Annotated in this window: 16 protein-coding genes and 1 tRNA gene; 1 reads left to right on the plus strand and 16 read right to left on the minus strand. The window is 43.4% G+C overall.

Going from position 1 to position 19,621, the window contains the following annotated elements; all coding sequences use genetic code 11:
* Window positions 1-10 precede the first annotated feature (10 nt).
* The 14 genes from smpB to DET59_RS07915 form a co-directional block, all read right to left on the minus strand.
* Window positions 11-481 (minus strand): SsrA-binding protein SmpB, encoded by a 471-nt coding sequence (gene smpB / locus DET59_RS07845; protein ID WP_113969124.1) that lies wholly within the window; start codon window positions 479-481, stop codon window positions 11-13.
* 120 nt (window positions 482-601) lie between these two features.
* Window positions 602-2,944, minus strand: coding sequence for a ribonuclease R (gene rnr / locus DET59_RS07850; RefSeq protein WP_113969125.1), 2,343 nt, complete (start codon window positions 2,942-2,944; stop codon window positions 602-604).
* 27 nt (window positions 2,945-2,971) lie between these two features.
* The gene (locus DET59_RS07855) at window positions 2,972-3,718 is read right to left on the minus strand and encodes an alpha/beta hydrolase (protein WP_113969126.1); all 747 of its coding nucleotides are present in this window, start codon (window positions 3,716-3,718) and stop codon (window positions 2,972-2,974) included.
* Between the two features lie 990 nt (window positions 3,719-4,708).
* Window positions 4,709-4,936 carry a preprotein translocase subunit SecG gene (secG, locus tag DET59_RS07865; RefSeq protein ID WP_044338270.1) on the minus strand — a complete coding sequence of 76 codons (228 nt, stop codon included), beginning with the start codon at window positions 4,934-4,936 and terminating at the stop codon, window positions 4,709-4,711.
* 159 nt (window positions 4,937-5,095) lie between these two features.
* Window positions 5,096-6,388, minus strand: coding sequence for a phosphopyruvate hydratase (gene eno, locus DET59_RS07870; RefSeq protein WP_113969128.1), 1,293 nt, complete (start codon window positions 6,386-6,388; stop codon window positions 5,096-5,098).
* 13 nt (window positions 6,389-6,401) lie between these two features.
* Complete coding sequence (gene gpmI / locus DET59_RS07875; protein ID WP_113969129.1) at window positions 6,402-7,937, minus strand: 2,3-bisphosphoglycerate-independent phosphoglycerate mutase; 1,536 nt, start codon at window positions 7,935-7,937, stop codon at window positions 6,402-6,404.
* On the minus strand, window positions 7,930-8,694 hold the full coding sequence (gene tpiA, locus DET59_RS07880; protein ID WP_113969130.1) for a triose-phosphate isomerase: 765 nt from the start codon (window positions 8,692-8,694) through the stop codon (window positions 7,930-7,932). The genes gpmI and tpiA overlap by 8 nt, the downstream gene beginning before the upstream one ends.
* 59 nt (window positions 8,695-8,753) lie before the next feature.
* The gene (locus DET59_RS07885) at window positions 8,754-9,938 is read right to left on the minus strand and encodes a phosphoglycerate kinase (RefSeq protein WP_113969131.1); all 1,185 of its coding nucleotides are present in this window, start codon (window positions 9,936-9,938) and stop codon (window positions 8,754-8,756) included.
* Window positions 9,939-10,120: 182 nt separating this feature from the next.
* Entirely contained in the window at window positions 10,121-11,128 is a 1,008-nt protein-coding gene (gene gap / locus DET59_RS07890; protein WP_113969132.1) for a type I glyceraldehyde-3-phosphate dehydrogenase, read from the minus strand.
* A gap of 56 nt (window positions 11,129-11,184) precedes the next feature.
* Window positions 11,185-12,204 carry a sugar-binding transcriptional regulator gene (locus DET59_RS07895; RefSeq protein WP_113969133.1) on the minus strand — a complete coding sequence of 340 codons (1,020 nt, stop codon included), beginning with the start codon at window positions 12,202-12,204 and terminating at the stop codon, window positions 11,185-11,187.
* A gap of 149 nt (window positions 12,205-12,353) precedes the next feature.
* Complete coding sequence (locus DET59_RS07900; protein WP_113969134.1) at window positions 12,354-12,599, minus strand: glutaredoxin family protein; 246 nt, start codon at window positions 12,597-12,599, stop codon at window positions 12,354-12,356.
* 143 nt (window positions 12,600-12,742) lie between these two features.
* A complete protein-coding gene (gene rpoN, locus DET59_RS07905; protein ID WP_113969135.1) occupies window positions 12,743-14,083 on the minus strand; it encodes an RNA polymerase factor sigma-54 in 1,341 nt (446 codons plus the stop codon).
* Window positions 14,084-14,354: 271 nt separating this feature from the next.
* Window positions 14,355-14,954 (minus strand): 3'-5' exonuclease, encoded by a 600-nt coding sequence (locus DET59_RS07910; RefSeq protein ID WP_113969136.1) that lies wholly within the window; start codon window positions 14,952-14,954, stop codon window positions 14,355-14,357.
* A gap of 114 nt (window positions 14,955-15,068) precedes the next feature.
* Window positions 15,069-15,140, minus strand: a tRNA-Arg gene (locus DET59_RS07915).
* A gap of 602 nt (window positions 15,141-15,742) precedes the next feature.
* On the opposite strand from DET59_RS07915, the gene clpP reads away from it, so the two are divergent.
* Window positions 15,743-16,339 (plus strand): ATP-dependent Clp endopeptidase proteolytic subunit ClpP, encoded by a 597-nt coding sequence (gene clpP, locus DET59_RS07920; RefSeq protein ID WP_113969137.1) that lies wholly within the window; start codon window positions 15,743-15,745, stop codon window positions 16,337-16,339.
* A gap of 52 nt (window positions 16,340-16,391) precedes the next feature.
* On the opposite strand, the gene DET59_RS07925 is transcribed toward clpP, so the two are convergent.
* Together DET59_RS07925 and DET59_RS07930 are read right to left on the minus strand one after the other, a co-directional pair.
* On the minus strand, window positions 16,392-19,262 hold the full coding sequence (locus tag DET59_RS07925; protein WP_113969138.1) for an ATP-binding protein: 2,871 nt from the start codon (window positions 19,260-19,262) through the stop codon (window positions 16,392-16,394).
* Window positions 19,249-19,620, minus strand: a complete 372-nt coding sequence (locus tag DET59_RS07930; protein ID WP_113969139.1) for a response regulator transcription factor — start codon at window positions 19,618-19,620, stop codon at window positions 19,249-19,251. The genes DET59_RS07925 and DET59_RS07930 overlap by 14 nt, the downstream gene beginning before the upstream one ends.
* Between the last annotated feature and the right edge of the window lies 1 nt (window position 19,621).

A 19,621-nucleotide genomic window follows, 5' to 3' on the forward strand; every position in this document is an offset into this window, starting at 1 on the left:
ATCTGTACAATCACATACCTTTTTGACGCTGTGCCAGTTCTCTCTGGATCGAACGGTTCGCTTCTTTTCGTTTAAGATCTTCCCGTTTATCAAACTTTTTCTTACCACGGGCTAGACCGATCAGAAGTTTAGCCACACCATTTTTGATGTATAGCTTTAATGGAACGATACTGTATCCTGCTTCCTTGGAATCACCGATCAATTTATTGATTTGTTTTTTGTGAAGCAGCAGTTTACGTGTTCTGAGAGGCTCGTGATTAAACCGATTTCCCTGCTCATATGGACTGATGTGCATATTATGAACGAAAATTTCCCCATTTTGAACACGGGCAAAAGAATCCTTCAAGTTCACGCGGCCGCCCCGGATCGCTTTGATCTCGGTTCCTTGCAGCACAAGACCCGCCTCATATGTTTCTTCTACGGCATAGTCATGACGCGCTTTTTTATTTTGGGCAATAAGCTTGCCTTCTCCCTTTGGCATTGGAATCCCCCTAGTCATTTCCTTTGGTTTACTCATTATTATCTCATATTCTCGAGAAAAATTGTATTGTTACACTTGGAAAAGAAAAGGAGCAAAGGATGTCCCATTGCTCCTGTCCTCTTATTTTTTCTTTTTACGTTTGCTTCGAGGCGCATTTTCAAAGTGTTTTTTATTCGACTTTTTCTTCTTGTTGTTTTTCGGCGGACGCGTTGACCATTCTCCGTCCTTTTTCCGGTCTGAAGATCGATTCGATTTTCCACGGTCCGATTTTCCTTTATCAGAGCGGATCGAGCGGACACGGTCTTCACGTTCCTTGCGATTATTCTTCATTCCAACGATTTCAAAGTCGATGGCACGCTCATCTTTATTGACGCTCACGACACGAACGGTGATCTCGTCTCCGATTCGGAATACGTTTGCCGTTCTTTCACCGATCATGGCAAGATGGCGTTCATCGAATCGGTAGTAGTCGTCCGTCATATAGCTCACATGGACGAGACCTTCAATGGTGTTAGGCAGTTCGACAAACATTCCGAAGTTCGTAACGGAACTGATGATACCGTCGTACTCTTCTCCCACTTTGTCTTCCATATACTCTGCTTTTTTCAGTTCATCGGTCTCACGTTCTGCATCCACTGCACGGCGTTCGCGACTTGACGTGTGCTCAGCGATATGACCCATTTGGGCACCCCATTTTTCCCGTGTTGCTTGATCAACCTTGCCTTCAATCAGGTAAGTCCTGATTAAACGATGAACAATCAAGTCAGGGTAACGACGGATCGGTGAGGTGAAATGAGTATAGAACTCTGTCGCGAGTCCAAAGTGACCTAAGCTTTCAGGATCGTATTTCGCTTGCTGCATGGAACGCAGCATCATTGTCGAAACAACCATTTCTTCCGGCTGTCCCTGAACATCTTCGACAATTTCCTGAAGAGCCCGTGGATGAATCGAATTGGCTGTTCCTTTTACAATCAATCCGAAATTCGTTATAAATTCGAAGAAGCGCTGAAGCTTGTCTTCTTTCGGATCTTCATGGATACGATAGATGAACGGTACTTCCATCCAGTGGAAATGCTCAGCAACCGTCTCATTTGCCACTAACATGAATTCTTCGATCAGCTTTTCTGCGACCGAACGTTCACGAAGCACCACATCCGTCGGTTCTCCTTCTTCATTGACAAGCACTTTCGCTTCTTTGAAATCGAAGTCGATGGCTCCACGCTTCATGCGTTTCGTACGAAGAACCTGTGCCAGGTCTTCCATTTCCTCGAACATCGGCACCAAAGGCTCGTATTTTTTACGGAGTTCTTCATCTTTATCCACAAGAATCTTATTCACATCTGAATATGTCATTCGTTCGGATGTCTTAATGACACTTTGGAAGATTTCGTGTTTCACGACATCCCCGTCAGGTGAAATTTCCATATCACAGGATAGAGTCAAACGATCGACCTTGGGATTAAGAGAACAAATACCATTCGATAATCGGTGCGGGATCATGGGGATTACCCGGTCTACCAAGTAGACGGATGTCCCTCTATCAAACGCTTCCTGGTCAATCGGAGAGCTTTCTTTTACATAGTACGTTACGTCTGCAATATGTACCCCAAGTTTGTAGTTACCATTGGCAAGCTTCGTTACGGTGACAGCATCGTCCAAATCCTTTGCGTCAGCACCATCAATCGTGACGATTGTCTGGTCGCGCAGGTCTTTTCGGTTAGGAATTTCTGATTCGTCAATTTCACTTGGCACATTATTTGCCTGTTCCATGACCTCTTCAGGAAATTCAACGTCAATCCCGTGTTTATGGATGATGGAAAGGATATCGACCCCTGGATCATTTTTATGACCAAGGATTTCAATGACCTCACCCTCTGCACTCTTGCGCCCTTCAGGGTAGGAAGTTAATTTCACAACAACCTTATGTCCTTCCGTTGCACCCATTTGAGCAGATTTCGGAATAAAGATGTCACTCGCAAACTTCTTATCATCCGGAATGACGAATCCGAAATGTTTACTTTCCGTGAACGTCCCAACCATTTGGTCGACACCGCGCTCTACGATTCTCACAACGGTCCCTTCTCTTCTGGAACCTGAAGAAGAAGTAGACACTCTTACTAGTACTATATCGCCGTGCATGGCGTTATTCGTTTCATTAGGAGGGATGAAGATATCGTCCATTCCTGATTCTTCCGGTATCACAAACGCAAAACCTTTTGCATGAGCGGATACTTTCCCTCTTACCAGATTCATTTTCTCAGGTAAGCCGTAGCGATTGCTCCTTGTGCGTACGACCAGACCTTTCTCTTCCATTACGACAAGAGCCTTTACGAATTCCCTGAAGTTCGTGGATCCTTCAATTCCGAATGCTTCTTCAAGCTCCTGTACCGTCAATGGCTTGTATGCTTCTTCCTTCATATAGGAAAGGAGCCTATCCACATGCTCTTTAATATTTTCGTCCATGACAATCCCTCCTGATCATCGAATTCCTCAAACCGTCCAGTCTAATTTCTCTAAGAAACCGTAGACGTCTTCATGAAGCTGTTCTTTTTCTTTATCTAATGTAATCACATGACCGGACTCTTCATACCACTTCATGTCTTTCTCATCGGATTCAACATTATCATAGATGATATTCGCAGAATCCGTATTGATCATATGGTCATGCCTTGCCTGTACCACGAACGTCGGTGAATAGATCATATCCACATTTCCACGCACGTCTGCAATCAATTCCTGCAGGGCCTTCAAGGTATTCATCGGCGTTTTCTTAAACTCTTCTATTTCTTTTTCAATTTGTTCTTCTTGTTTTCCTTCAAATTTCTTAAATTCACGGGCGTAATCCACGACCCCTTTATACATGACTTCTTCACTTTTTATATACATCGGTGCACACATAGGGACAATACCCTTTACAGGTACAGTGTAACCTAATTTAAGAGAAAATACCCCTCCAAGAGAAAGGCCGGCAACCGCAATCTCTTCATATCCCTTACTCTTTAAAAGCTCATATCCATCCATGACATCCTGCCACCAATCTTCAGGACCTGTATGAACCAATTCTTCAGGCGGTACACCGTGTCCTTTATAGTGAGGGGCATGGGATGAATAGCCTTTCTTTTCTAAGAAACGGCCAAGCATCCGGACATCGGCTGAGTTTCCTGTGAATCCGTGAAGTAATAAGACGGCACGGGGACCTGCTTCAAATGTGAATGGTTTTGGTAATACGGTTTTCATAGCTAGTGACTCCTTTTATCTCATTTTAAACAAACGTTTGATTAGCTGGGAGAAACCTTGATTTTAAAGGCTCCATCCTGTTAAACAGTTGTTTAAATGATTTTGTTATGTAATCAGGTTTTAGTGGATTATTTATTAAACAAACGTTTGATTAGTAATGACGGAAGCTTGATATTACAGGCTTCGCACAGTTAAACGATCGTTTAATCCACTCTTCTTCTCTATTTTTAGCAAACATTGGTCAGACAATCCAATATTTCGCTTGAAAATCAGTGTAGTTTTGCTTCAAAGCTCTTTTGCATGATTCCCGGCGAAAGAGTAAGTGCTGGTTGATTTCCGCTCCAGGTGCTCGCTTTCCGCGGGGCGTGAGTTGAGCCTCCTCGGGCTTTGCCCTGTGGGGTCTCAACTGTCCAGCTCCGGCGGCTAGCCCCTCGAGGTCATAAGCTAAATGGTCCAAGAAGGCAAAGAACGCCTTCTAGGCCCATTCATCTTATGCTTGTCGGGGCTGTGCGAGCCGCCTACGCTTTTCGTACTTTCCCGCTATTCCCGCAGGAGTCGAGCACCTTCCGCTCCAATCAACTTTCTGAGCATGAATCCTAAATCGAAAACAATTTAAACAAGCTTTTTAGCAAACAATCTTATTAAAGGTAAGTAAAGTTTGAATTTCCTTTTAAGGAAGAAGAATTATTTTTTTCTATTTATATTGTTTTCTTGCACACCTTGAAGCTCTGTCATGAAAATACTGTTTAAGATGGTGAGGGGAACTGCGCAGACTCCTGCGGATTTTGGTCGTGCCGAGACCCCGTTCGGCTAAGCTGAGGAGGCTCGGCCGAACGCTAGCTGCAAGCGGAGCAGTTCCCCTCACCATCCAGCGTAAACCTGGTTGACAGAGCCCTAGCCCTGGCAGATTCTATGCTAGAAAACAACAATCTTTGCGAAAAGAGCCTTAAATAAAAAAACCTGACCTTAATGATCAGGTTTTTGTACGTATTAGATAGCTACGATGGCAATGGTTAGTACGAAGAATAGTACTGATAATACGATTGTAATTCTGTGCAGTACTAAGTCAATACCACGAGCTTTTTGTTTTCCGAAAAGTTGTTCTGCACCACCAGAGATGGCCCCTGAAAGTCCAGCGCTTTTACCTGACTGAAGTAATACAATGGCGATAAGTGCGATTGATACAATAATAAGTAAAGTGACGAGTATTGTGTGCATGAGTCCCACCTCCTGATACGAACATAACATTACTACTAGTTTACCATAGGGATTATGCAGTGGACAAGGTAATATTGTTTGAATTGTGGAAAGAGTTGGTTAGGGATCAATTTAAAAAGCAGCCCTGTCGTATGACAAGACTGCTTTTAAAATCAATTATTAGCGATTTACGTTATAGAATGTTTTCGCTCCAAGATATTGAGCTGTGTGAGCCAATTGATCTTCGATGCGAAGAAGTTGGTTGTATTTCGCTACGCGGTCTGTACGTGATGGTGCACCTGTTTTGATTTGACCAGCGTTTGTTGCTACTGCAATGTCAGCGATTGTGCTGTCTTCTGTTTCACCAGAACGGTGAGAGATGACTGCTGTGTAACCAGCGCGCTTCGCCATTTCGATTGCATCGAAGGTTTCAGTCAGTGTACCGATTTGGTTCACTTTGATCAGGATCGAGTTACCGATACCTTGCTCGATACCTTGAGAAAGCTTAGTCGTGTTTGTAACGAATAAGTCATCCCCTACTAATTGAACCTTTTTACCGATACGGTCAGTCAGTAGTTTGAAACCATCCCAGTCGTTTTCGTCAAGACCGTCTTCGATGGAGATGATTGGGTATTTGTTACACATTTCTTCGTACCAATCAACCATTTCTGCTGAAGTACGAACAACGCCTTCTCCAGAAAGATGATATTTACCGTCTTCTTTGTTGTAGATTTCAGAAGCTGCTACGTCCATTGCAAGAAGAACTTCTTCTCCTGGCTTGTATCCAGCTTTTTCGATTGCTTCGATGATGGTTGAAAGTGCTTCTTCATTGGACTTAAGGTTTGGAGCGAATCCACCTTCATCACCAACTGCAGTGTTGTAGCCTTTAGATTTAAGAACTGACTTCAGGCTGTGGAAGATTTCTGTTCCCATGCGCAGACCTTCTTTAAATGTAGAAGCTCCTACAGGCATTACCATGAATTCCTGGATGTCTACGTTGTTGTCAGCGTGCTCTCCACCGTTAACGATGTTCATCATCGGTACTGGAAGCTGCTTCGCGTTGAATCCACCAAGGTATTGGTATAATTCCACTCCGAAGAAGTCAGCAGCTGCACGAGCTACAGCCATGGATACACCAAGGATCGCGTTGGCACCTAATTTCCCTTTGTTTTCTGTACCGTCAAGTGCGATCATCGCTTGGTCGATTGCTACTTGTTCAGTGATGTCATAACCGATCAGTTCTTCAGCGATTTCGTTGTTCACGTTATCAACTGCTTTTTGGACCCCTTTACCAAGGTAGCGGTCTTTTTCTCCGTCACGAAGTTCAACGGCTTCGTATTCACCAGTTGAAGCTCCAGATGGAACTAGTGCGCGTCCGAAAGCACCTGATTGTGTGTAAACTTCTACTTCGATTGTTGGGTTACCGCGTGAATCCAATACTTCACGAGCATATACGTCTGTAATAAATGGCATTTAGAATCTCTCCTTATTTTTTAATTAGTGTTTTTCCAGTCATTTCAGCTGGTTGATTAACATTTAATAAATCAAGCATAGTTGGAGCAAGATCTCCCAGCTTTCCACCTTCACGAAGCTCGATTCCATCTTTCGTAACGATGACAGGAACCGGGTTCGTCGTGTGGGCCGTCATAGGCTTGCCTTCTTCGGTCAAAACCTCATCTGCATTTCCGTGGTCCGCTGTGATGATGGCTGTTCCGCCTTTTTCAGTGATGAGGTCAATGATTTTCCCAAGACACTCATCCACAGTTTCCACCGCTTTGATCGTCGGCTCAAGCATCCCTGAGTGACCGACCATATCCGGATTTGCGAAGTTCAGGATAATCGCATCCTGACGGTCTTCACGAATTTCTTCAAGTAAGGCATCCGTCACTTCATACGCGCTCATTTCAGGCTTCAGGTCATACGTTGCCACTTTAGGTGAATCAATCAGGATCCGTTTCTCACCCGGGAATTCATCTTCACGGCCACCGCTCATAAAGAACGTGACATGAGGATATTTCTCCGTCTCGGCTATACGCAATTGCTTCAGTCCGCTTTGGGAAAGGACTTCACCAAGTGTATTATCAAGATTTGTCGGTTTGAATGCAACAAATCCATTAACCGTCTCACTGAATCGTGTTAAGCAGACAAAGTGAAGGTTCTTCGGATGCTTCTCTCCACGCTCAAATGAACGGAAGTCTGCATTCGCAAATGTATTCGAAATCTGGATTGCCCGGTCAGGACGGAAGTTGTAAAAGATGACAGCATCGTCATCCTGGATCGTTGCAACCGGCTCTCCGTTTTCTTTTGTCATAACAGATGGAATGACGAATTCATCGTAGATTCCATTTTCGTATGAATCGTTCACAAGCTCCATCGGATCATAGTAGCTTGGGCCTTCTCCATAAACCATGGCACGGTAAGATTTCTCCACACGTTCCCAGCGCTTGTCACGGTCCATGGAATAGTAACGACCAGAAATCGTTGCAAATTGACCGACGCCGATTTCTTTCATTTTCGCTTCAGCATTCTCAATGTACTTCTTCGCCGTTTGAGGACCGACGTCTCGGCCGTCAAGGAAGGCATGGACATAGACATCTTTCATTCCTTCTTTAGCCGCTAAACCAAGAAGGGCATAAAGATGCTCGATATGGCTGTGCACACCGCCATCCGAAAGGAGTCCGAAGATATGAAGATTCGTACCTTTTTCCTTCGCATGATTGATGGCGTCAAGGAAAGTGGCATTCGTTTCGAATTCCCCTTCACGAATCGCTAAATTCACACGTGTTAAGCTTTGGTACACGATACGTCCTGCACCAATATTTAAGTGACCGACTTCGGAGTTCCCCATTTGTCCTTCAGGAAGTCCTACGGCTTCGCCACTTGCAATTAATTGATTGTGAGGGTACTGATTCCACAAACGATCAAAGTTTGGCTTGTTCGCTTGGGCTACAGCGTTTCCTTCTTTTGTGTTACGGCAAGCAAAACCATCTAAGATGATTAACGCTACTGGTGACTTACTCATGTGTGCTTGCCCCTTCTAAAAGCTGCAAGAAGCTTTGTGCTTCAAGGCTTGCTCCACCTACAAGGGCACCATCGATATCTGATTGGGCCATGTATTCTTTAATGTTATTAGGTTTTACACTACCGCCGTACTGAATTCTCACTGCGTCTGCCGCTTCTTGAGAAAATTCTCCTGCAACCACTTGACGGATATGAGAACATACTTCGTTCGCATCTTCAGCTGTAGACGATTTACCTGTTCCGATTGCCCAGATTGGCTCATAAGCAATGACAGTGTGTTTCACTTGATCTGCTGATAAACCGGCAAGTGCTTTTTTCACTTGGTTACCAACAAGTTCTTTTGTTTCATTGTTTTCGCGTTGCTCGAGCGTCTCCCCTACACAAACGATTGGAGTTAAGCCGTGTTTGAAAGCAGCCAGAGTCTTTTTGTTCACTGACTCATCTGTTTCATTGAACATTTCACGACGCTCTGAGTGTCCAAGGATGACATACTTTACGCCTAAGTCGGCAAGTGCTACAGGGCTGTCTTCCCCTGTGAATGCTCCATTTTCTTCGAAGTGCATATTTTGAGCACCAATTGCCACTTTTGAATCCTTTGTTAAATGAACCAGGCTTTCTAAAAATAGGGCTGGAGAACAAATCACAGAATCAACAACCTCTTGATCAGGAACTAATCCTTGTACTTCTTCAGTAAAAGATTTTGCTTCTGATAACGTTTTGTTCATTTTCCAGTTACCTGCAATAATCGGTTTACGCATTGTATTCATCCTTTCTGTTTTATAATCGTTTCACAAAATTGTTGGTCTTTGAAAAGCGATTATTTATCGTTAAGAGCCACTACTCCAGGAAGTTCTTTTCCTTCCATGAACTCGAGTGAGGCTCCACCACCTGTAGAAATATGACTCATCTTGTCAGCATATCCGAATTTCTCAACGGCTGCTGCAGAGTCACCGCCACCGATAACAGAATATGTATCTGTTGCATCGGCTAACGCCTCCGCTACGGCTTTCGTTCCATTTGCAAATGTTTCTAATTCGAATACACCCATCGGTCCGTTCCAGATGACAAGCTTAGAGCTTTTGATTGTGTCCTGGAATAATGCTCTTGTTTTAGGTCCGATATCAAGTGCTTCCCAATCAGAAGGAATCGAATCAATATCCACTTCCTCCGTATTTGCATCATTTGAGAAGTCATCAGCAACGACTACATCGACAGGCATAAGGAATTTAACGCCTTTGTCCTCAGCTTTTTTCATGAATTGCTTGGCTAAATCAATCTTGTCTTCTTCAAGAAGGGATTTCCCTACCTCATGGCCTTGGGCTTTCACGAATGTGTAAGCAAGTCCTCCGCCAATGATCAGGTTGTCCACTTTATCTAATAGGTTGTCAATGACACCGATTTTATCTTTTACTTTTGCTCCACCAACGATGGCTGTAAATGGGCGTTCAGGGTTAGATAGGGCTTTTCCTAATACGTCCAGTTCTTTCTCCATTAGAAGGCCCGCTACAGCTGGAAGGTGCTTGGCAATTCCTTCAGTAGAAGCATGAGCACGGTGAGCAGCACCGAATGCATCGTTTACATAGAGATCAGCAAGAGCTGCAAATTCTTTTGCAAGTTCCGCATCATTCTTCGTTTCTCCCGGGTAGAAGCGAACGTTTTCCAGTACAAGGACGTCGCCTTCAGCCATGTCGCTGATCTTGGATTGAACAGCTTCTCCATACGCTTCATCCGCTTTGGCTACCTTTTTCCCAAGAAGTTCGGAAAGTCTTTCGGCTACCGGGGTTAAGCGCAGCCCTTCCACGACTTCACCTTTAGGACGACCTAAGTGACTAGCCAGAATGACTTTCGCTCCGCCATCCACTAAGTACTTAATAGTTGGAAGTGCAGCTTGAATACGAGTTTCATCTGTAATCTTGCCCTCAGACATCGGTACGTTGAAGTCTACACGGCAAAATACGCGTTTTCCTCTTACATCGACATCTTTAATCGACTTTTTGTTCATCGTAAAAGGCCTCCTTTAGTTTTCAATTTCTACATCTTTTTCAAAAAAATAGAAATAGCAATAAGAAAAGGGAGAGGGGAATCTTCCCCGCTCCCCTTCATCACATCTTCATTATAGATGGTGGGACAAAATTTATCCATCAATCACCATGCTAATGATGTCAATTTACAAAATTTTATCGATTAAAGTCCTTTAGAAGCGATAAACCCTGCAAGGTCAACTACACGGTTAGAGTATCCGCTCTCGTTATCATACCAAGAGATTACTTTGACCATGTTGTCTTCTAGAACCATTGTAGATAATGCATCGATTGTAGAAGAAGCCGGGCTGCCGTTGTAGTCAGTTGATACTAAAGGCTCTTCGCTGTAAGCAAGGATTCCTTTAAGATCGCCTTCAGCCGCTTCTTTAAGTGCAGCATTCACATCTTCAGCTGTTACGTTCTTATCAAGTTCAGCAACTAAGTCTACTAGAGAAACGTTTGGAGTTGGAACACGAACCGCTCCACCATTCAATTTCCCTTTAAGCTCAGGAAGAACAAGAGATACAGCTTTCGCAGCACCTGTCGTTGTTGGAATCATGTTCTCAGCAGCTGCACGAGCACGACGGTAATCTTTATGTGGTAAGTCTAAGATTTGTTGGTCGTTTGTGTAAGAGTGGATCGTTGTCATCATTCCACGCTTGATTCCGAATTTATCGTTAAGAACTTTAGCGAATGGCGCTAAGCAGTTTGTTGTACATGAAGCGTTAGAGATAACATCGTGGCTAGCCGCGTCATACTTGTCTTCGTTAACACCCATAACCACTGTGATGTCTTCATCAGATGCAGGAGCAGAAATGATGACTTTCTTCGCACCAGCTTCGATGTGTTTCGCTGCGTCAGCACGCTTTGTGAAACGTCCAGTAGATTCAACAACGATATCTACACCAAGATCTCCCCAACCAAGTTGAGCAGGATCGCGCTCAGCCAATACTTTTACTTTTTTACCGCCAACTACAAGGTAGTCGCCGTCAACAGTTACTTTCTCTTGAAGAGTTCCGTGAACTGTATCATATTGTAAAAGGTGAGCAAGCATGTTTGCATCAGTTAAGTCATTAACTGCTACTACCTCTACGTCGTTATTTTTAAGTGCTGCACGGAATACATTACGTCCGATACGTCCAAATCCGTTAATACCAATTTTTGTTGCCATGAATAATTTCCTCCTTTAGATAGTTAAGGATGATTTTTTTTATATTTCAAAAGGGCTTACCCTTTTAAAAGCTCTCTTGCGGCTCCCTCATCCGTGATAAGCACGGTTCCCGTAGGAGCACTCTTCATATACGCCCGAATCGCTTTCGCCTTCGAGCTGCCGCCTGCGACGCTAATGACGTTTTCGATGTGACTTAAATCTTCTAATTGCAGGCCGATCGTTGGCACCTTATGTACCACTTCACCCGCTTCGTTAAAATAATAACCAAATGCCTCCCCGACAGCATGACCATCCGTGATTTTCTCAAAGTCCTCATCAGTGGTCTTTCGTCTTTCAGCCATTGTGATAGCATCTCCAATTCCATGGAGAACCATGTTAGCCGATTTGATCAAATTTAAAACTTCTTTGATCATCGGTTCCTTCAAGAAGGACTTGTATACTTCTTTACTAACCTGATCCGGCACATATAAAACACGATGTCGTGTTCTCGTATGCTCAGCCATCTTGGCACATATGGTGTTAGCCTGGTTTTTAACGTCTTCTCCAATTCCACCCCGAGCAGGAACAAACAAGGTTTCGTCAGAGAAATCCGGTGTAAGCATCTCTGCTACAGCGGCCATCGTCGAACCTCCAGTCACAGCGATGATAGTATTTCCTTTCAGGCGACGTTTCATACTAGAAGCTGATGCACGCCCTAATTCTTCTTTTACCCAAGGAGACTCATCACTATTCCCAGGAACGATTACAATTTCATGAAGATTAAGTAAAGATTTTAATTCCCGCTCCATTACGTTGATTCCCGAAACTTCTCTCATCATGGTTTCAAGGCTTTCTAAAAGCTGAATACCATCCTCCGTCATCATCATTCCAGAGGTTTTGATATCAATGAGATCTTGGTTGTTCAGGAATTCCACTTCGCTTCTCAGTACACGTTCGGTCAGGCCCATGTTCTGAGCAAGACTTCTGCGTCCGACAGGCTGCATGAACCGGATGGAACGAAGAATCTGATGCCTTTTTTGCATAACTTCAAGCAGGTCAGGTAATAATCGCTTTTGTATGTCAATTAAAGATTCCATAGTTAAAAGCTCCTTCAAATGAAGTGCGTGGATATGATGGACTTATAAAGTCCCGCATAGACATATTATGTCCCACTACCTCCAAAAAAAATTCATCCCTGCTTTCAAAGTTCATTTTATCAGGGTATGAATCGTAATTCAACTAGAAACTATCGGGTTTTTTCATGTAAACGCTTGCTGAGCGTAAAATAATCAATTTGCCCATACTGAAGGATTTCCCGGTCCAGTTCCACTACAGGGATCATAAGTCCGAAACGTTCGGTCAGTTCATCCGTTTCCTCGATGTCGATTTCGATTATCTCGAATCCCAGTTCATCCTGGAGGAGCTTTAATGTGATTTTTGCGTCTTCGCATAGTCCGCATTGGTTTCGCGTGTAGAATAGGACTTGTTTCATCTTGGTTCCTCACTTTGTATTAGGTTGGGGTGATGGGGAATGGTATGTTCGGTCTGTGAGTTGGGGTAGTGCCAGGCACTCTTTCGCTGCCTGGTGCCAGGCACAAAATGCGTTTTTGGTGCCTGGCACCGACCCACACCGATCTATTCATACCTCTTCCTCATCGTAGAAGAAGCGATCCCTAATTGATCGCGGTATTTAGCGATCGTCCTTCTTGATACATCATAGCCTTTATCCAATAAAAGATTGACCATTTTCTGGTCTGATAGTGGTTTCTTCTTGTCTTCTTCATCGATCAGCCTTTGCAGCTCATTTTTCACCGCTCTGGCAGAAGCTACTTCTGAATCCTCAATCTTGACCGATTTGATGGCTGAGGTAAAGAAATACTTCAATTCATAAATCCCATAAGGTGTTTGCATATACTTCCCTTTTACAGCCCGGCTTATAGTGGATTCATGAACATCGATTTCATCGGCCACCTGCTTCAAGGTCAAAGGCTGGACGGCTGATGGCCCTTTAAGAAAGAAGGCTTTTTGCTTCTCGGCAAGCATCTTCCCCACTTTCAGGATTGTCTGCTTTCGCTGCCTTAAACTTTGCAGCAGCCACTGGAAGTCCTGCTCCTTTTCCTGAAGATAGGACTGAACTTCCTTATCAGGGTGACGCTCAAGGAAATCAGTGTACTCTTCATTATAAGTGACGTTAACGGTTGTGCCATCATACAACGAAACGGCCACGGTATGACCGTCGATCACCTTCACGACCAGCTCAGGAATTATGAATTCAGCGACATGCTGAGAATATTTTGAGCCGGGTCTCGGATTGCAATGCTGAATGAAGTCTGCCGCCTGTTGGATATCTTTCAGCTCTACCGAAAGATCCTTGGCAATTGCTTTCCACTTCTTCTCGGCAAAGTCTTGAAAATGATTCTCTACAATCCTCGTAACGAGAGGAGGAACATCGGATTTCCTCTGCAACTGAAGGGATATGCACTCCTGCAGGGATCTCGCTCCTATACCGGCTGGTTCTAATTCCTGAAGCCTATTAATATAGTTATCTAGTTGAATCACATCCAGACCATGTTTATGAATGAAGGATTCTTCGTCTACTCTCAAATATCCATTGTCATCCAAGCTGTATATTAATTCTTCCATTATCTTTCTTCCTGAATAAGTAAGCGATTTCAAATTTAATTGAACAGATAGTGCATCCGCAAGGGACTTCTTTGGCACGGATACATATTCATACCAATCCACCGTTTTTTCGTGTTTTCCGGCATTTCGTTTAAACGTATGAGGTTCTCGTTGATGAAGGGGATCTTGCTTTGGCGGTTCTAATTGTATAAGGGGATTCTCTAATTGCTTAGCTTCTAGATAAGCATTCAGTTCCATCGTGGAATATTGGAGGATGGTGATGGCTTGAGAAAGCTGCTGCGTCATTTGAAGTTTTAATTGTTGATTTTGAAAAAGTCCTGCTTTCAAATTCATGATTCTTAACCTCCCATTTATCTATTCTACAATAAAATTGGTGGTTCGTTAATGGGAATTCGTTGGTAGTATTATGTATATGATATTTTTAAAAAAATTCCACATAGCGTGTGGTGGTTGATTTCCGCTGCAGGTGCTCGCTTTCCGTGGGGCGTGAGTTGAGCACCTGCAGCGAAAATCAACTGGCAGGGTGTGGGTATTCTCCACCCATCTCAACATTATACTTTTAATATATTCGGTAGAAGCTATAAAAAATGCGCCCCAAGTTGAGTTATTTAGCAGATTTACTTACTAATGAAGAGCGATAGATGCCTTCGGATATTTCTCCCGGTTTAATTCGAGTCTTATTGTAGAGAGAATCAAAGTCCGTAATCTTGTACTCTTCTGCTAGCTTTAACATTAATTGAGCGCATGCTTTCGCATCATCTGCAGCATGATGGTGATGATCTAATTCGATTCCAAAATAAGCACATATAGACGATAGCTGATAAGCAGGAAGACCCTTCACCATTTTTCTGGACAATTGATATGTGCAGAGAAATTGATTGTATACGGGCTTCATTTCATAACGAGCTAAATTATCCCTCAAAGCGTATCCATCGAAGGAAAGATTATGAGCAATCATCAACTTATTCTCTATTTTGTCCTTGATAGAATGATAGAAAGCATCGAACGTCATCGCACCTTCAACGTCTTGTGGTGTAATTCCATGTATTCTGATATTAAAATAATCAAATCCCTCTTCCGGATCGATTAATTGATAAATCGAATCAACAATTTCACCATTTTCTACAAACACCATTCCGACTGAGCATATACTGTGTCTTGCACGATTAGCCGTTTCAAAATCAAAAGCTACAAAGTCTTTCATCCTAAGCCACCATCCCGGTTTTAGATTGTTCTTCTTTACTATATCAGAAACAAAAAAAGATGCCTCCACAAATTAAAAACTTGTAGAAACACCTTCATATCAGTATTACTGGTACGCCCTCGGAGGGAATCGAACCCCCATCTCAAGAACCGGAATCTTACGTGCTATCCGTTGCACCACGAGGGCATGAAATGAATAACCGTCACGAATACATATTATAAGCCAGAAAATGCTTGTTTGCAATATTTTTATTCTTTAATCCCTAACCGCATAAATGGATGTTTCTTAAAAACGAGAAAGTTGATTGGAGTTCCTATGTAGATAGTATGATCTTTATTAGAATCTGTTTTTCTGTTCATCTACCCTTATAATTAATCATTCATAAAATAGAACCACAGAGTGGATTGAAGCGGAAGGCAATTGACTCCTGCGGGTAATAGAGGAAAAGTCGAGACCCCACAGGGCTTTAGCCCGAGGAGGCTCGACTTCCTCCCCGCGGAAAGCAATTGCCTGCAGCGGAAAGGAACGGTCTTTGTTTTCATGTCGTAACTTATCAAAAGGTGGATCCACTTATTTTTAAAGGAAATAAACTTCTACTGCAACCATAAACTTTACAAACACTCTCCCGTTTAAAAAAGGAATGAATGGGTATCATGTAGAAAGGATTTATATACAGGGTATTAAAGGAAGCGTTTAGTTTGACCTTTATTGACCATGGGTGTATGATAACAGTACAAAGTGAATAAGTAATTCTGAAAAATAAAAAGGATTTCTAAGGAGGAACGAGGATGAATTTAATTCCTACAGTAATTGAACAAACAAACCGCGGTGAACGTGCGTATGACATTTATTCACGTTTATTGAAAGACCGTGTCATCATGCTTGGAAGCGGAATTGATGACAATGTGGCAAACTCCATTGTAGCACAACTTCTTTTCCTTGAATCTGAAAACCCGGAGAAGGATATTTCGATTTACATAAACTCTCCTGGCGGAAGCATCACGGCGGGTATGGCCATCTACGATACAATCCAATACATCAAGCCTGATGTACAAACAATCTGTATCGGTATGGCTGCTTCAATGGGTGCGTTCCTTCTTGCAGCAGGTGCAAAAGGTAAGCGATTAGCCCTTCCAAACGCTGAAGTGATGATTCACCAACCACTTGGTGGAGCTCAAGGTCAAGCTACGGAAATCGAAATCGCAGCGAAGCGAATTCTATTCCTTCGTGAAAAACTGAATCAGATCCTGGCTGATCGCACAGGTCAACCACTTGATGTGATTTCCAAAGATACAGATCGCGATAACTTCATGACAGCTGAAAGAGCGCTTGAATATGGATTGATCGATCGCATCATCACTCGTAACGATATGAATAATAAGTAAGAATACTGAAACCCCCTCATGGATTCGACCATGAGGGGGTTTTTATTTTACTCTATTTCGATCGTTTTTCCTCAACCGGTATTAAAATCTCACCGTTCATCCCATTTTTCAACATCAGATGTAAAATCGTTTTAGACAACTTACTGGGGTGATATGGTTTAACTAAATAATCATTGGCTCCCAGCGTAAGTCCTTTTTCTTTTTCATCTAACGCAGAGGAAATGATGATCGGTACTTGGGCAAGATGCTGGTCCGATTTCATTTTTTCAAGTACATCCCATCCCGACATGCTGCCCTCGAGCATAATATCGAGGACAACGGCATCAGGCTTCGATTCCTGCATTTCCATCAAGGCCTCATTTCCTGACGGGGTGTGCTGCACCTTGAAACCACTGTCCGACAGCTCTGCTTTCAGTAAGGATGCAAGATTGATATCGTCTTCAATGACGATGATATTCATCCCATTCCCGCAGTGTTCATCCTCTTTAAAGGTTTGGATGGTCACAAGAGGCAAGCGGATGGTAAACACGCTTCCTTTCCCCTCCTCTGATGAGACAGTGACTTCCCCATCATGGGTCTCGATGATTTCTTTCACAATTGTAAGACCTAAGCCCGTGCCTCCAATTCTTCTGCGGTCGGAGTTGTCGACACGATAAAATTTGGTGAATAAGTTTGGAATCGCCTCATTTGGTATGCCGAGCCCATCATCTCTTATATCTATGAGAATACTATCCTCTTCTTCCCGCAAATAGATCGTAACGGTACCCCCATCCGGAGAATACTTGATGGCATTGCTGATCAGATTGGTGAATGCCTGAGACAATTTATCCCGATCGCCAAGGACGATCGTACAATCCGTCTCCCTTGCAATATGAAAAGAGTGATGAGGTGCATTGACCTTTTGGGTATCGATCACATGCTGCATGATCGGGACGACATCCTCAAATCTCCTCTCGAAAGTTTGGCGTCCCGACTCCATGCGCTGGACATCAAGGAAATCGTTGATGAGGGATGTCAGCCGCTTGGCTTCTTGATAAATCGTCGTTAAGTATTTCTTTGTTCTTTCCGGTTTTAAATCCTTCGTCAGCATCAGTTCCGTAAAGCCAAGCACGCTCGACAGCGGGGTGCGAAGCTCATGACTGACCGTACTGACGAATTCTGATTTCATTTGATCGACTTCGAATTCTTTCGTGATATTCCGGTGGACGAATATGGTGCCGATCTGCTCCTGCCCACGATAAAGAGATTCGGAGTATACCTGGAAGACTTCTTTACTGTCCACCAGATGATAGGTAAGGAGATGCTTACCTGTCTTCCCTTCTTTCACGATGGTCTCATAATATTCATCCAGTTTTTCTTTGTTTTCGACCTGATCGATCAGTGCCTGCTTCCATGTTTGATAGCTTGCCTGTTGAAGTTCATCGATCTCCCCTTCGATCAAGGCCGTTAATTTCGTATTCATTAATAAGCTGTTGCCGTCTTTATCGATGAGTTGTATTCCTTCTTGAATATTATTCAGGATACCCTGCGTTAATTGACGGTTGGCCTCTGTTTCTTCAAACAGGCTGATCTTTTGCAAAGAAATGGAGATTTGCTTTGCCAGGCTCGTGTACTCAGCCAACTCCTGCTTATTGAAATCATTTCCGAAACGGCTGAACACCATGATGGCTTCCACTTGTTGATCAGCGGAAAGGACAGGTAAAAATAAGTCATACGAGTAAAGGGTTTCTTCATGATACCCCTTCTCGGGAGGCAGCATTTCCCGCTTGAGGGAGAAAGGTTCCCTCGAATCGAATAATCGTTGATGGATCCCGTTATAAATGTACGTCAAGAACTGTGCAGCACCAGTTTGAGAGATCCCAAATGACGCATTGGACTTTTGCTCATCCATGAGAACAATCATGCCCCGTGTAGCCCCCATCACCTGACTCATACTCTTCACAATGCTTTCCAGTACCTCTTGTTTGTTCAGGGAACTCGAAATCCCATGAATGAATTCGTTCCGGCGTTCGAGCTGCGCCTCCCTGTTCTTCGTCATATTCAACAGATGCTCAAGTTCGGACTGCTGGGATTCCAGCTCATCCTGCTGGGCCTGCAGTTCTTCATTTTGGGCCAGGAGATGCTCTTCCTTCTCCTGGATTTTATAAATCATCTTTTCGAATGCCCTGGACATCTTACCGATTTCATCTTTCCGTTTATTCTCAAACGTCCACTTTTGGTATGAATCGTTTTCTGCAATTTGTTCAGCGGCAGAGGCCACCTGGTTGAGAGGATGACCGATTTGTTTTGCAATCATTCTCATCAACCTCATCAGAACCAGCAGCATAAGAAAAATGAAAATCACAAAAGCCGTTTGACTTAATGACTCTTTCCGTTTCAACTCATCATACGCACTTCGCTTGCTTTGTTCGATGGAGTCCGCATATCCGTTGAGCTGGGTTTGGAACGTTTCGATTGTAGCAGTGGCTCCGGCTGCCGAAGCCTCTTTCACAGCCTCCATATCCCCCTCTTCATAATCACTGATGATCCGCGGCGCCATATCCTTGAAATAAAGATTGGAAAATTCCTCTACATCTTTAAAAAAGAGTCGATCTTCCGGTTCTGTTTCTAATCCTTTTAATTTCTTTAACGTGTCATCCATTTTTTTCTCTTGATTAAAGATACTTTTTTTGAACTCCTGCCTTCCAAATGCAAGGTATCCCCTCGCATCAAAGAAGGCCTTTTGAAAATCTCTGTCCAATTGTTCAGCCAGGTCTTCTTTTTGATTCAGCTGATTCCTCTTAACCTCGTACTCGTTCCTAATGGATTGATCGTACAAAGACAAGAAGGCTGCCCCGATGAAGAAAAGGACGATGAAGCCGCTCATCATTCCGATGAATTGATTCCGTAAGCTTGTTTGAAATAGTTCTTTAATTTTCTTCATTCAATATGTCCTCTATGCGCTGAACGAGCTCTGCCGGACTGTACGGCTTGGCGATGAAATAATCGGCTCCGGATTTCAGCACAAGGTCTTTATCCGATTGCTGGCTCTTGGCAGAAACCATCATGATTTTCACTGTACTTTTTTCCGGTGAATTCCTCACCCTTTCAATTACTTCCAGACCAGTCAACAGAGGCATCATATAATCGAGGAGAATGAGATCATAGTCATTCTCCATGATGTGATCGACCGCTTCCCGGCCATCGGCTGCTTCATCGAGCTCATGTCCCTCATCTTCGAGTGTATCCACCATCAACATCCGCAGGACTTCTTCATCTTCTGCAATGAGAATTTTCGCCATG

Source organism: Rossellomorea aquimaris (genome assembly GCF_003315075.1).
Classification (GTDB): domain Bacteria; phylum Bacillota; class Bacilli; order Bacillales; family Bacillaceae_B; genus Rossellomorea; species Rossellomorea aquimaris_C.